Origin of the sequence: Polynucleobacter hallstattensis (genome assembly GCF_018881835.1) — a bacterium.
Lineage (GTDB): Bacteria > Pseudomonadota > Gammaproteobacteria > Burkholderiales > Burkholderiaceae > Polynucleobacter > Polynucleobacter hallstattensis.
In genome coordinates this window covers 586,987-601,274 of the sequence record NZ_JACVPO010000002.1, presented here as the reverse complement: position 1 = coordinate 601,274, position 14,288 = coordinate 586,987, and the positions used below count along the sequence as shown (strand labels likewise).

Below are 14,288 nucleotides of genomic sequence, written 5' to 3'. Positions count from 1 at the left end.
GCAAATTTGCAGGAATATGCCTGCGCCAGTAAACTCGGTACATGATTGACGTTCTAAAAAATAGGCGCGCCAGTGATGTCCGGGTTGTTGGTCTCATTAGCCTGGCTCACGGCAGTTCCCATTTCTTTCATCTAATTCTGCCTCCCATGTTCCCATGGTTGAAAGCAGAGTTCGGCTTTAACTACGCCGAATTGGGCCTGCTCATGACCATCTTCTTTGTGGTCTCTTGTATTGTTCAGGCAGCATCTGGATTTTTAGTAGACCGTATTGGATCTCGCCCTGTCTTGTTTGCTGGCGTGGCATTGCTAGCATTGGCTGCACTTATTTACTCACAAAGCAATGGTTATGCCATGTTGGCTCTAGGCGCAGTGATTGCGGGATGTGGCAATGGCGTTTTCCATCCAGTGGATTACACGCTGATTAATCACAAAATTTCACCACCAAATTTGCCCTACGCTTACTCGATTCATGGGGTAACAGGTTATATCGGTTGGGCCGCTGCTCCAGCCTTTATGGTGGCGGTAGCAAGCATTGCTGATTGGAGGATTGCATTTCTATCTGCCGCATTGCTGGAAGCTCTGATCTTATTGACCCTCTGGCTTGGTAGAGAGCGCTTAATTGATGATGCCCATGCAAGGCGCGAAGAATCACAAGCTAGCCATGCGCAAAGCAATCCTGATGGCGCGCCAATGAGCACCTTTGGTTTTCTGAAGCTACCGGTTGTTTGGCTTTGTTGGATTTTCTTTTTCTTTAGCATGGCCGCCACTACAGGCTTGCAATCATTTGCCCCAACCGCGCTTTTTAAGATCTATGACATTGCTGTGAGTTCTGGTAATTACTATTTAACACTCATGTCTATGGGTGGGGCTGGAGGGATGCTTCTGGGTGGCTATCTTGCCACTAAACTAAAAGTACCCGAGCGCATCATTACGATCTGCTTCACTGTGAATATCGTCATGGGTCTTTTAATGGCTACAGGTTTAGTGCCTGTGGAATTAATCATCATCGCTTTCATTGTGATTGGACTTGGCTTAGGAATAGCGGCACCATCTCGTGACTTGATGATTCGCTCTGCAACTCCCTCTGGCTCATCGGGCAGGGTCTACGGCATTGTTTATTCAGGTATTGATTTGGGCGCTGCCTTAAGTCCGCTGATCTTTGGAATCTTTTTAGATGTGGGCTTACCAAAGCTATTATTTATTGGCGTAGCCCTTCTCCAGTTCATGATTATTTTGACTGGATTTAAGGTTGCAAGCATCAGCACTCCAAAAGCTAGCTAACACACTCAATTCTTTTCACAATGTGAAAAGTCATTCCCATACGCAAAATGCAGTGCAACATTTCAAGCTAGGCATTATTTCGCTGCTTGGACTTATATTTCATATTATAAAAATATATTTTCAAGTAATTGAATTTATTGAACTAATTTATTCAAATAAATACTGAAATAGTTCTTGCATGCTTTCCCTAGATGCTTAAACTCTTATATAAGACATAAGACTTTATTGTCTGTAATGAGTGTCTCGATATTGGATGTACTTGTTTAACTTAGGGAGAAAAACATGGCCGAACGCAAAGCAGAAATCGCAGCACTACAAAAGGACTGGGATACCAATCCACGCTGGAAAGGTATTACTCGTGGTTACACGGCTGAAGACGTAGTTCGCCTTCGCGGCTCATTGAAGATTGAGCACACATTGGCTAAGCATGGCGCAGAGCGTCTCTGGGAATTAGTGAATAACGAAGCTTACGTGAACTGTTTAGGTGCTTTGACTGGTGGACAGGCAATGCAACAAGTTAAAGCTGGCGTTCAAGCCATCTACTTGTCAGGTTGGCAGGTTGCTGCTGACGGTAACTCTTACGCAGCAATGTATCCAGATCAATCTTTGTATCCAGTTGATTCAGTTCCAAAGATGGTTGAGCGAATTAATAACTCATTTCAACGTGCAGATGAGATCCAAACTGCTAAAGGTATCTACAAGGGCGATGCTGGCTATATCGAGTATTTTGCTCCCATCGTTGCTGATGCTGAAGCTGGTTTCGGTGGTGTATTGAATGCATTCGAATTAAGCAAAGCATTAATTAAGCAGGGTGCAGCTGGTGTTCACTTTGAAGATCAATTATCTTCCGTTAAGAAGTGCGGTCACTTGGGTGGCAAAGTATTGCTGCCTACAGCTGAGTCAGTACAGAAATTGATTTCTGCACGTTTGGCAGCTGACGTAATGGGTGTTTCAACGATTATCTTGGCTCGTACTGATGCTGAAGCTGCCGACTTGTTGACATCGGATTACGACGCAAATGACAAGCCATTCTTGACGGGTGAGCGCACTCCAGAAGGCTTTTACAAAACACGTAAGGGCTTGGATCAAGCGATCTCCCGTGGCTTGGCATATGCCGCCTACGCTGATATGGTGTGGTGTGAAACAGGTACACCGGATTTAGATTTTGCTCGTCAGTTCGCTGAAGCAATTCGTGCAAAGTTCCCAGGCAAGATGTTGGCATACAACTGCTCACCATCTTTCAATTGGAAGAAGAACTTGGATGATGCAACGATTGCGAAGTTCCAGCGCGAATTAGGCGCAATGGGTTACAAGTATCAGTTCATCACTTTGGCTGGTATTCACTCCATGTGGTACAACATGTTCGACTTGGCTCAAGACTATATGAAGCGCGGTATGACTGCCTACATCGAGAAAGTACAAGAGCCAGAATTCGCTGCTCGTGATCGTGGTTACACATTCGTATCGCATCAGCAAGAAGTAGGTACTGGTTACTTTGACGATGTCACTACAGTAATTCAAGGTGGTAAGTCTTCAGTCACTGCATTGACTGGTTCTACAGAGGAAGAACAGTTTCACTAAACAATCCCTAAGTAGTTCGTAATAGAACAGTAAAGGAATCTACTCTTACTGTCGCGGCATCTAAATTACCCCATAAGGGTGACTTAGGTGCCGTTTTCGTTTACATTCTTCCCATGACCAATTGCGTACTCTGTAAAGAAGATCTTAGGCCTGAAGAGGGTCAATTGATTTGGCGTGGAGATGACTGCCGAGTCATCCTGGTGAATGATCCTGACCTGCCTGGCTTTTGCCGTGTGATCTGGAATCATCATGTCGCTGAGATGACTGATCTGGCCTATGGTGAGCGCGAACATCTGATGTCTCTAGTCTTTGCGGTAGAGGAAGCCATAAGGCATGTGATGTGTCCAGATAAGGTCAATATTGCAGCCTTAGGCAATATGGTTCCCCACATACATTGGCATGTGATTCCGAGGTATAAAGACGATGCCTTCTTTCCAGGATCTGCGTGGTCAAAAAGAGTTCAAGAATTATCTCTCAGTAAACTTACGGAACGCCGGCAGCTTGCCAGTCAATTGCCTGCAGCAATCAAAGCCGCTATTGCCACGCTTTCCTAAAATTGTTTAGTAGCGTTTTTCTCCCAAGGGTAATAGTGAATAAAGAGACAAAGGGAATGCTCATTGGCTTTATTGGCATTCTCGTTTTTAGTCTCACCTTGCCGGTAAGTAAGATTACCGTTGAAAGCTTTAATCCTTACTTCATTGCTTTTGGTAGGGCTTCTTTAGCTGGTTTAGTTGCCTTAAGCTATCTTGCATATAAGCAAGTACCACTCCCCAGTAAAGCTGACTTAGTGAAGTTTGCTGTGATTGCACTGGGCGTAGTTTTTGGATTTCCAATTTTTACTACCCTGGCTATGAAGGAGGGTTCATCTTCACATGGTGCCGTTATTTTGGGAATGATGCCTTTAGCTACTACAGTAATCGGGGTCATCCGTTTCAAGGAGCGCCCCTCTTTTGGTTTTTGGCTTGTATCTATCTTGGGTGCTGCATTGGTAATGATGTATGCCCTTCTAAAAAGTTCCGGAAGTTTTACCTATGTGGATATCCTGCTGGTACTGGGCGGCATTTGCGCTTGCGTGGGGTATGTGGAGGGCGGGGAGCTATCTCGAAAGATGAATCCGCGGGTAGTAATTTCTTGGGCGCTAGTGATTTCATTACCGATTAATATCGTGGCAACTTATTTCACATTTTCTTCATCGTATTGGGGTGCTGATGTAGTTGCTTGGACAAGCTTTGTATACCTGAGTATATTTCCGATGTATTTAGGCTTTTTCTTTTGGTACGAAGGTCTTGCTATCGGTGGAATTGCAAGAGTCAGTCAAGTTCAATTAATCCAGCCTTTTTGTACGCTGCTGGCCTCAAGTTTTTTCTTGGATGACCGCATCACCGTAATGAATATGGTCTTTGCTTTCTTAGTTGTCTCTACTGTAATCCTGAGCAAGCGAATGCTAGTGAAGCGTAGCCACTAGATTAACTTCTGGAGCGCCTCAAGATATTTCTCAGGACTCAGTGGGCGAGACTCACGTTGCGCCTCCCACATAACTTGTCCCAAGCATTCCATCATGGCGTGCTGAGCTTCATGTGCAGACCCTTTTTTCTTTGCTAGCTTTTCAGAAACTTCCTTAATACCTGGAGGTTGATCGATCGAGATTTGTTCACTAATCGATAGGTGCATCGACAGGTGCAAAAAGGGATTGGTCTCACCACGTTCTGGCGTGTAGTCTTGCGCAATTGCCCCCTCTGGATCAGCTAGGAGGGCATGATATTCGGGGTGCTCAGCCATCCAGTCGCTAGCAAGCGTCTCCATTGGCGTCAGAATTTGATCTCCGGTTTTCTTCTTCCAGGTGTCACAAAAAAAGCGCCTTACCTCTTCGCGGGTGGGATTAAATATTGCCACGAACTTTTCCTTTGCCAGTTTTCTGTTTAAAGCCACAGAGGGGCTCAACAATACATTGTTCACAATCAGGCGTTCGGGCTTTACAGGTGTATCTGCCATGCAGAATGAGCCAATGATGCGCATCCATTAAAAACTCATTTGGGATGCGTTTGAGCAATTGCTCTTCAACTTTCAGAACATCTTTACCGGGCGCCAAACCAGTTCGGTTTGAGACCCTAAAAATATGGGTATCGACTGCCATAGTAGGTTGACCAAAGGCGGTATTGAGAATCACGTTCGCAGTCTTTCTGCCAACGCCTGGGAGTAACTCTAGCTCTTCGCGATTTTGAGGCACTTCACCACCATACTTTTCAAGCAGTAGTCGACAAGTCTCTTGAATATGCTTGCCCTTGGAGTTGAATAAGCCAATGTGTTGGATAAAGGGCTTCACACCTTGCTCACCCAGATCCAGAAGGGCTTGAGGCGTGTTGGCAATCTTAAATAGCTGACGCGTACCTTTGTTTACTGAAATATCAGTTGCTTGTGCCGATAGCAATACAGCAATGAGCAGTTCAAACGGAGAGCTATATTCCAATTCAGTTTCTGGATGGGGATTGTTTTCTCTGAGTAGCTCAAAGAAAGCTTGGCGCTTTTCAAGATTCATCATTTTTGTTGTTGAGCTCGCGCGATCGCAGCGGTAATGATGGCCCGCTTTCTTTCCTGCTCTTTTAGGGCAGCATCTGAATCAGGATTCTCTGCATTTACTGCAACTAGTTTGGCGGCAGCCTTCTTTGCCAGCCGCTCATCATTGTCACGTTGCTCGCGATCCAATCGTACATTACGAGTTGCATATCTTGCGCGCGCTGCATCCGCTAACTCTGGAGACCAAGCATCCCAGCCAGTATTTTGATCAGTGACATCTTGCATAGTGATGCAGTCTACAGGGCAAGGAGGAATACAGAGATCACAACCCGTACACCAATCACTTAAGACCACATGCATCTGCTTAGAGGCTCCCACAATTGCATCTACAGGACAAGCCTGAATACAAAGCGTGCAACCAATACAAGTCTTAGGGTCGATGAATGCAACGGGTCTAGGGCGCTCTGAGCCGCATTCAGGATCAATGCTGGGATGTAGTGCAAACGCATCTTGAGGAAAGGTGGGCGTCAGAATTGCGCTCAGCCGCTTGATGCCTTCTACTCCGCCAGGAGGGCAGCGATTGGGTAAAGCCTCACCAGTTGCCATTGCTTCTGCATAGGTACGACAATCTGGGTAGCTGCATTTAGTGCATTGGGTTTGAGGAAGAATGTCCTCGAGACGATCTGCAAGTTCTTTCGTCTGCCTCATATCCATTGCAATGTGCGAGCCCTAAAACTAGAAGCGCGACTCGAAAGTCGCGCCGCTGATTTATGCAGACTTTGAGCCCTCTAGTTTCGGAGGTCTAGCGCGGGTTTTCTTCTGCACGCCTTGGTGCTCACGAATAAACGATTTAATCTTTGGATACACCTTCTCGCGCCAACGACGACCAGAGAAGATGCCATAGTGACCAGCACCAGCAACTTCGTAGTGATCCTTATCGGCTTTCGGAATTCCTGCGCACAAAGCATGTGCTGCGCGGGTTTGCCCACTGCCAGAGATATCGTCTAACTCACCTTCAACAGTGAGAAGTGCAGTTTTCTTAATATCTTGTGGCTTCACTAGATCACCTGATACCGCCCATGAGCCATTCGGTAAGGCATAGTCTTGGAAAACCGTCTTAATGGTGTCTAGATAATACTGTGCATCCATATCCAATACTGCGTTGTATTCATCATAAAAACGAATATGGGATGCGGCGTCTTGTTCATCGCCACGCACCAAGTTTTGGAAGAAATCCCAATGTGACTGCATGTGGTTCTGTGGGTTCATGGCAATAAAGCCAGTGTGCTGTAAAAAGCCTGGATATACTTTGCGACCAGCGCCTGGATAGCTTGGCGGTACCTTGTAAATCACATGACTTTCAAACCAGTCATAGGACTTTTGATCAGCTAAGTTGTTAACTGCAGTTGGTGATTTGCGCGCATCAATTGGGCCGCCCATCATGATCATAGAGGCGGGTGTTTTCTCGCCAGCAGAAGCCATCAATGAGATTGCACCCAAGGTAGGAACAGTAGGTTGACATACAGAGATCACATGTAAATCATCTGCACCAATAGTACGAATGAAATCTTGCAGATAGTGAACGAAGTCATCTAAGCTAAAGCTGCCATCTTCAGCAGGAACAATGCGAGCATCAATCCAGTCGGTAATGTAAACCTTGTGATCTTGCAATAGAGTCCGTACAGTATCACGTAGCAATGTAGAGTGGTGACCAGACAGAGGAGCCACTACTAAGACTACTGGATCGCCCTTGAGTTTTTTAATGACATCAACATCATCAGAAAAACGCTTAAAACGAATTAAATTACAAAACGCTTTAGCAACAATCGTTCTTTCATGAATCGCTACTTCGCGACCATGTGCCTGTACTGAGCGGATACCAAATTCTGGTTTTTTATAGTCTTTACCAAGACGATGCAGGAGTTCATAACTTGCAGCTAGACGTTCAGACCCCGGAACCTTTGATGCGGGATTAGAGGCGTTGATAAAAGCTTCAGATGCTGCTCGAGCCCATGAACTTACGGGTTGAAGTAAAGCTTTTTGAAATTCGTGTAACTGATATAGCATGATGTCTCCTGATAATTCAGTGTAACCGCTTATTACTTGCTGTTATGCCAATACACGGGCGATTGCTTTAGCTACCTTGTCAATATTTTTAGTATTAAGGGCGGCAACACAAATACGGCCAGTTGAGAGGGCATAAATACCATCTTCCTTTTGTAAGCGCTCTACTTGTTCAGCGCTTAAGCCGGAGTACGAGAACATACCGCGCTGCGCTTCAATAAAAGTAAAGTCTTGCTTGACGCCAGCAGCAGCCAATTTTTCAACCAATCCATGACGCATTGCTTTGATGCGATCACGCATTTCAGCCAGCTCATCTTCCCAAAGCTGTCTGAGTTCTGGTGAATTCAAAACAGCAGCTGCAATTGCGGCGCCGTGAGTCGGAGGATTGGAATAATTTGTACGAATCACGCGCTTCAATTGAGAGAGCACACGAGTGGATTCATCTTTACTTTGCGTCACGATAGACAAAGCACCAACACGCTCGCCATAGAGTGAGAATGATTTGGAGAAGGAGCTCGATACAAAGAAAGACATCCCAGACTGGGCAAACAAACGAACTGCAATACCATCTTTTTCAATACCATCAGCAAAGCCTTGGTAGGCCATGTCTAAAAATGGAATGAGTTCTTTTGCCTTACATATGTCAATCACTTGACGCCATTGCGCTTCTGTAATGTCAGCACCAGTTGGGTTGTGGCAGCAAGCGTGAAGTAATACTGTGGTGTACTTTGGGAAAGACTCTAAAGACTTCACCATGCCATCAAAATCTACGCCGCGGGTTTTGCCATCGAAGTAGGTGTACTCAACTACTTCAAAGCCAGCGGATTCAAAAATACCGCGGTGGTTTTCCCAGGTTGGATTGCTAATAGCACAAGGCGCATTTAAGTTAAGGCGCTTAATAAAGTCAGCGCCAACCCGCAATGCACCAGTTCCACCAAGACACTCAGCGGTAACCACGCGACCATCTTTTATAAGCGAGGAATCGGCCCCGAATAATAAATTCTGAACTGCGCTGTTGTATGGATTTGGGCCTTCGATTGGAATGTAGCTGCGCGGGGAACGCTTTGCAACTATTGCCTCCTCAGCCTGAATTACTGCTTTCAAAAGAGGTACCTTGCCTTCGTCGGTGTAATACACACCAACACCTAGGTTTACCTTGTCTGCGCGTTGGTCGGCGACATAGGCTTCTGTGAGGCCAAAAATAGGGTCTTTAGGGGCTAGCTGGACTGAAGTAAAAAGGTTCATTTGATGATCAGAAAGGGTGGATAAGAGGATATTTCAGTTAAATTTGCTTTGAGTGGCTGTTTTTGAGGCTAGATTCAACTATTTCTTAATAAAAACGGCAAAATCGATGTTTGTACAAAATTCGCTGTGAACTAAAACTTACAGTTGAAATGATAGCTGAGATGCCCCCCAAGTTGCCTAAAACTTCCTCGAATTCCCCAGTTGCCGAAAGCAAGAAAACCCCTGTAGCCGATCCTTTGGGTGAGGTAGGTCACGATTTAGACCCATCCAAATTCGTTTCCTTCCCTGATTCCCCATTTCACCTGTACCAGCCATTTCCGCCCGCAGGCGATCAGCCGGCTGCAATTGATGCTTTAGTGGCTGGTATTGAGGATGGACTGACATTTCAGACGCTGTTGGGGGTTACTGGCTCGGGTAAGACCTTCACCATGGCCAATGTGATTGCCAGGACAGGTCGTCCCGCCATCATTTTTGCCCCAAACAAGACCTTAGCTGCCCAGCTCTATAGTGAGTTTCGGGAGTTTTTTCCTAAAAATGCGGTGGAGTACTTTGTTAGTTACTACGATTACTACCAGCCGGAGGCCTACGTTCCGACACGAGATTTGTTTATTGAAAAGGATTCATCTATCAATGAACATATTGAGCAAATGCGACTGTCTGCTACTAAGAGTTTGTTGGAGCGACGCGATGTCATCATCGTAGCCACTGTATCTGCAATTTACGGTATTGGTAATCCAGGTGACTATCACAGCATGGTGATGACTTTACGCCCTGGTGACAAGATGAGTCAGCGCGATATTTTGATGCGCTTAATTGCGATGCAATACGACCGCAATGAAACCGATTTCAAGCGCGGTGTTTTCCGAGTTCGCGGCGACACGATTGATATTTTTCCGGCTGAGCATAATGAATTAGCTGTTCGCGTTGAACTCTTTGATGATGTTATCGAGAGCTTGCAATTCTTTGATCCACTGACTGGAAAAATTCGTCAGAAGATTCCACGCTTTACCGTCTATCCAAGCTCGCACTATGTCACGCCGCGTGACACAGTCCTCAAAGCGATTGAAACTATCAAGGCAGAGTTACGTATCCGCTTGGATGAATTTGTAAAAGATGGCAAGCTGGTTGAAGCGCAGCGTTTAGAGCAGCGTACCCGCTTTGACCTGGAGATGCTCAACGAATTAGGCTTCTGCAAAGGTATTGAGAACTATTCTCGCCACCTCTCAGGCGCTATGCCTGGTGAGGCGCCGCCTACCTTGGTGGACTACTTGCCCAATGACGCACTCATGTTCTTAGATGAGAGTCATGTCCTCATAGGTCAGCTCAACGCGATGTATAACGGCGATAAGTCTCGCAAACATACCTTAGTAGAGTTTGGATTCCGTTTGCCTTCAGCGATGGATAACCGCCCACTCAAATTTACTGAGTTTGAAACCAAGATGCGTCAAACCGTGTTTGTCTCTGCAACGCCAGCCGATTACGAAAATACGCATACGGGACAAGTGGTAGAGCAAGTAGCAAGACCAACCGGATTAGTCGATCCAGAAATCGAAGTATTGCCAGCAAGTACTCAAGTTGATGATCTGCTGAATCAGATTCATGAGCGAGTCAAAGTCCATGAACGCGTTTTAGTAACGGTATTAACAAAACGCATGGCCGAACAACTTACCGATTACTTATCAGATAACGGAGTAAAAGTACGCTACGTGCACTCCGATATCGATACGGTGGAGCGCGTAGAAATTCTGCGTGACTTACGTTTAGGTGTCTTTGACGTATTGGTAGGTATTAATTTATTACGCGAGGGCCTAGATATTCCAGAGGTCTCTCTAGTCGCCATTTTGGATGCAGATAAAGAGGGCTTTTTGCGTTCTGAGCGCAGTTTGATTCAAACCATTGGTAGAGCGGCACGAAACGTCAAAGGTAAGGCGATTTTGTATGCCGACCGTATTACCGACTCCATGAAGCGGGCGATGGGCGAAACGGAGCGTCGCCGTACCAAACAAATTGCCTTCAATAAGGCTAATGGGATTGAGCCCCGTGGCGTTAAAAAGCGCATTAAAGACATTATTGACGGGGTCTATGACGTCAAAGAGAAGCGCTCTGAGATGCAAGTTGAGCAGGAGCGGGCACGCTATGAGGATATGAGCGAGAAGGACCTGGCGGGCGAAATCAAGCGTTTAGAGAAGCAAATGAACTCTGAGGCCAAGAATTTGGAGTTTGAAAAGGCCGCCTCTACCCGCGACAGATTGACTAAGGTGAAGGAAATGGCGTTTGGGGCTCGTTCCCGGGACGCCATTTAGACCTGAGGGGTTAATGCCTGAGCAATTTAGTGGGGTATATGGTAAAGTTGAGTGGAATGGTCGGGTATTACCCGCCCGACTGTTAGCTGTCCATAACAATCCATTACCAAGGTGACATATGAGACTTACAACTAAAGGCCGTTTTGCAGTAACCGCAATGATCGACTTAGCCCTGCGTGAGACGCACGGGCCTGTAACTTTGGCCGGAATTAGCCAAAGACAGAAGATTTCCCTCTCTTATTTAGAGCAACTATTCGGCAAGTTACGCCGCTTCAATATCGTTGAAAGTACTCGTGGACCTGGTGGTGGTTACACCCTAGCCCGTAAATCCGAGGAAATTAGCGTGGCTGACATTATTGTGGCCGTAGATGAACCCCTGGACGCAACTCAATGTGGCGGTAAGGGCAACTGTCATACCGATGAAGAAAGCCAAGGCCATTGCATGACTCATGATCTTTGGTCGAACCTGAATGCCAAGATGGTGGAGTACTTGAGTTCCGTGTCATTGCGAGACTTGGTGCACCAGCAATCTGGACGCGGGATCGTATTGCATGATTTGCGCCCCAAGAAAATCAAGGCCGACAGTGTTAAGGCAGAAAAGCTGGCACCAGCAGTCGCAGCAAAGAAAGAAGATGCCCCGAAGCGTCCTCTAGTGAATTCTGTTTTTAATCTAGCTCGGCAAAGTTAATCCAAGAGATCAATCTCTTTACCTGTTAATCGATAAGCAAAAAATGAACGCACCACAAGACATTCCCCAGCAGTCAATACCGATGTTTAGTCCTAAGCATTTTCCGGTTTATATGGACTATTCGGCTACTACTCCGATTGATCCGCGCGTGGTAGATAAGATGTTGCCTTACTTGCGCGAGCAATTTGGTAATGCTGCATCTCGTAGCCATGCCTACGGATGGGCTGCAGAGGAAGCGGTTGAGTGGGCGCGTTCAGAAGTCGCCCAGTTAGTGCATGCCGACCCAAGGGAGATCGTATTTACTAGTGGCGCAACTGAAAGTATTAATTTAGCGCTTAAGGGTGCTGCGCACTTTTATAAAGACCGTGGTAATCACATCATTACCGTGAAGACAGAGCACAAGGCTACTTTAGATACTTGCCGTGAGCTCGAGCGCGAAGGTTTTGAAGTCACTTACTTAGATGTCCTGCCAAACGGTTTGATTGATTTCGCTCAGCTAGAAGCGGCAATGAAGCCAGGCACTATTTTGTTGTCAGTGATGTATGTCAATAACGAGATTGGCGTGATCCAAGATATTCCAGGTATTGGCGAGTTATGCCGCTCACGTGGTGTGATTTTTCATGTGGATGCAGCGCAAGCTACCGGCAAAGTAGAAATCGATTTAGAGAAAACTAAAGTTGATTTAATGAGCTTTTCTGCTCACAAGTCCTATGGTCCTAAAGGTATCGGCGCCTTGTTTGTGCGTCGTAAGCCACGTATTCGTATTGAGGCACAGATTCATGGCGGCGGTCATGAGCGCGGTATGCGTTCAGGCACATTAGCTGTTCATCAAATCGTTGGCCTAGGCGAAGCTTTCCGTATCGCACGCCTTGAGATGACCTCAGGCAATGCTCGTATCCGCGCTCTACGCGATCGCCTGCTTAATGGTTTAAAGGATATTGAAGAGGTTTACGTTAACGGAGACATGGACCACCGTGTTCCACATAACCTCAATATCAGCTTTAACTATGTTGAAGGCGAGTCGATGTTGATGGCCTTGAAAGATTTGGCTATTTCTTCTGGTTCTGCATGTACTTCAGCATCCTTAGAGCCTTCTTATGTATTGCGCGCTCTTGGTCGCAATGATGAATTGGCACATAGCTCAATTCGTTTTACTTTGGGACGCTTTACTACTGAAGAAGAAGTGGATTTCACGATCAAATTAGTTAAAGAGAAGATTGCGAAGTTACGCGAACTTTCACCTCTGTGGGAAATGTTTAAGGATGGTATTGACCTCAGCACCATCCAGTGGGCAGCTCACTAAGAGTTATTGAATAAGCATTGAATATATTGAAGCAAGATTAAAGATAAAAGAGATAGCGAGAAAACACCATGGCATATAGCGACAAAGTAATTGATCATTATGAAAATCCCCGCAATGTGGGTTCTTTTGAAAAAGGCGATGACCAAGTAGGTACCGGCATGGTCGGTGCACCTGCGTGTGGTGACGTGATGAAGTTACAGATTCGTGTAAACGATCAGGGTGTGATTGAGGATGCCAAGTTCAAGACCTATGGTTGTGGTTCTGCGATTGCATCATCTTCACTAGTTACTGAGTGGGTAAAAGGGAAAACATTGGATCAAGCCTTAGAGATTAAGAACTCCTTGATTGCTGAAGAGTTGGCTTTGCCACCAGTAAAAATTCACTGCTCTATCTTGGCTGAAGATGCGATCAAGGCAGCAGTGGCCGATTACAAAGAAAAGCATCCGGCCCTGTAAAGATAAAAAAGGCTTTCATCATGTCAATTACCTTAACCGACAAAGCAGCGAAACATGTTCAGCGCAATTTAGATAAGCGCGGAAAAGGTTGCGGCTTACGCTTAGGTGTTCGCACTACTGGTTGCTCGGGCTTAGCCTATCAACTGGAATATGTGGATGAGGCTGCCCCTGAAGATGCGAAATTTGAATCTAATGGCATCACCATCTTTATTGATCCTAAGAGTTTGGCCTATTTAGATGGCACCGAATTAGACTTTGTACGTGAAGGTTTGAACGAAGGCTTTAAGTTCCAAAACCCGAACGTAAAAGATGAGTGTGGTTGTGGTGAATCCTTCCGCGTCTGACAATTACTTTAATTTCTTTGGTTTAGAGCAGCAATTCAATCTCGATTTGTCTGCACTAGATCAAGCCTATTTGGCGATCCAAAAAGAAGTTCATCCCGATCGCCATGCTCGCGGTAGCGATACCGAGCAAAGGTTGGCAATGCAAATGGCTACCCTAGCTAATACTGCATTTCAAACTTTGAAAAATCCCATTCAGCGTGGACTCTATCTTTGCCAACTCCACAAAGTGGATGCGCGTCTTGAGACTAATACGGCCATGCCAGCGGCTTTTCTGATGAAGCAAATGGAATGGCGTGAAAGTCTTGAAGATCAAGATGAGGATCTCGGAGCACTCGAAGCTCTAGCTGAAGAGGTTGATCAAGCCAAGCGAGATATCTTGGTAGAAATTACACAGGCTATTGATAGAGCTAAGAACTATGAGCGCGCAGCTGAGTTACTTAGAGGCCTGCTTTTTATTGATAAGTTTGCGCTAGAGCTAGATGATGCTATCTCAGCTTTGGTGTAGCTTTAC

14 protein-coding genes and 1 pseudogene are annotated in these 14,288 nt (G+C 45.8%); 10 read left to right on the top strand and 5 right to left on the bottom strand.

Annotation, left to right across the window (positions count from 1 at the left end):
* Nucleotides 1-41: 41 nt before the first annotated feature.
* The 4 genes from ICN26_RS09480 (at nucleotide 42) to ICN26_RS09465 (ending at nucleotide 4,326) form a co-directional block, all read left to right on the top strand.
* Entirely contained in the window at nucleotides 42-1,280 is a 1,239-nt protein-coding gene (locus ICN26_RS09480; RefSeq protein WP_216860407.1) for an MFS transporter, read from the top strand.
* 282 nt (nucleotides 1,281-1,562) lie between these two features.
* Nucleotides 1,563-2,861: an isocitrate lyase gene (gene aceA / locus ICN26_RS09475; protein WP_216268161.1), complete on the top strand. Its 1,299-nt coding sequence runs from the start codon at nucleotides 1,563-1,565 to the stop codon at nucleotides 2,859-2,861.
* 113 nt (nucleotides 2,862-2,974) lie between these two features.
* The gene (locus tag ICN26_RS09470; protein WP_216268160.1) at nucleotides 2,975-3,415 is read left to right on the top strand and encodes an HIT family protein; all 441 of its coding nucleotides are present in this window, start codon (nucleotides 2,975-2,977) and stop codon (nucleotides 3,413-3,415) included.
* A gap of 35 nt (nucleotides 3,416-3,450) precedes the next feature.
* Entirely contained in the window at nucleotides 3,451-4,326 is an 876-nt protein-coding gene (locus ICN26_RS09465; protein ID WP_216268159.1) for a DMT family transporter, read from the top strand.
* Here the strand turns inward: ICN26_RS09465 and ICN26_RS09460 are convergent.
* The 5 genes and pseudogenes from ICN26_RS09460 to ICN26_RS09440 all read right to left on the bottom strand — a co-directional run bounded on the left by ICN26_RS09460 (nucleotide 4,323) and on the right by ICN26_RS09440 (nucleotide 8,684).
* Nucleotides 4,323-4,748: a DUF1841 family protein gene (locus ICN26_RS09460; RefSeq protein ID WP_216268457.1), complete on the bottom strand. Its 426-nt coding sequence runs from the start codon at nucleotides 4,746-4,748 to the stop codon at nucleotides 4,323-4,325. The genes ICN26_RS09465 and ICN26_RS09460 overlap by 4 nt on opposite strands.
* Nucleotides 4,741-5,397: an endonuclease III gene (gene nth, locus ICN26_RS09455; protein ID WP_216268456.1), complete on the bottom strand. Its 657-nt coding sequence runs from the start codon at nucleotides 5,395-5,397 to the stop codon at nucleotides 4,741-4,743. The genes ICN26_RS09460 and nth overlap by 8 nt, the downstream gene beginning before the upstream one ends.
* 2 nt (nucleotides 5,398-5,399) lie before the next feature.
* Nucleotides 5,400-6,083 (bottom strand): annotated as a pseudogene (gene rsxB, locus ICN26_RS09450) (electron transport complex subunit RsxB); the annotation flags it as partial.
* 60 nt (nucleotides 6,084-6,143) lie between these two features.
* Complete coding sequence (locus ICN26_RS09445) at nucleotides 6,144-7,442, bottom strand: polyhydroxyalkanoate depolymerase (protein ID WP_216268157.1); 1,299 nt, start codon at nucleotides 7,440-7,442, stop codon at nucleotides 6,144-6,146.
* A gap of 42 nt (nucleotides 7,443-7,484) precedes the next feature.
* The gene (locus ICN26_RS09440; protein ID WP_216268156.1) at nucleotides 7,485-8,684 is read right to left on the bottom strand and encodes an amino acid aminotransferase; all 1,200 of its coding nucleotides are present in this window, start codon (nucleotides 8,682-8,684) and stop codon (nucleotides 7,485-7,487) included.
* A gap of 149 nt (nucleotides 8,685-8,833) precedes the next feature.
* Between ICN26_RS09440 and uvrB the strand changes: the two genes are divergently transcribed.
* From uvrB to hscB, 6 genes are all read left to right on the top strand, one after another.
* Nucleotides 8,834-10,987: an excinuclease ABC subunit UvrB gene (uvrB, locus tag ICN26_RS09435; RefSeq protein WP_255534467.1), complete on the top strand. Its 2,154-nt coding sequence runs from the start codon at nucleotides 8,834-8,836 to the stop codon at nucleotides 10,985-10,987.
* A gap of 118 nt (nucleotides 10,988-11,105) precedes the next feature.
* Nucleotides 11,106-11,675 (top strand): Fe-S cluster assembly transcription factor, encoded by a 570-nt coding sequence (locus tag ICN26_RS09430; RefSeq protein ID WP_216268155.1) that lies wholly within the window; start codon nucleotides 11,106-11,108, stop codon nucleotides 11,673-11,675.
* A gap of 43 nt (nucleotides 11,676-11,718) precedes the next feature.
* Nucleotides 11,719-12,978, top strand: coding sequence for an IscS subfamily cysteine desulfurase (locus ICN26_RS09425; RefSeq protein WP_439650731.1), 1,260 nt, complete (start codon nucleotides 11,719-11,721; stop codon nucleotides 12,976-12,978).
* A gap of 68 nt (nucleotides 12,979-13,046) precedes the next feature.
* Nucleotides 13,047-13,433 (top strand): Fe-S cluster assembly scaffold IscU, encoded by a 387-nt coding sequence (gene iscU, locus ICN26_RS09420; RefSeq protein ID WP_046330506.1) that lies wholly within the window; start codon nucleotides 13,047-13,049, stop codon nucleotides 13,431-13,433.
* Nucleotides 13,434-13,453: 20 nt separating this feature from the next.
* Entirely contained in the window at nucleotides 13,454-13,777 is a 324-nt protein-coding gene (iscA, locus tag ICN26_RS09415) for an iron-sulfur cluster assembly protein IscA (RefSeq protein ID WP_216268154.1), read from the top strand.
* Entirely contained in the window at nucleotides 13,743-14,282 is a 540-nt protein-coding gene (hscB, locus tag ICN26_RS09410) for a Fe-S protein assembly co-chaperone HscB (protein WP_215354232.1), read from the top strand. Before iscA ends, hscB begins: the two co-directional genes overlap by 35 nt.
* The last annotated feature ends 6 nt before the right edge of the window (nucleotides 14,283-14,288 follow it).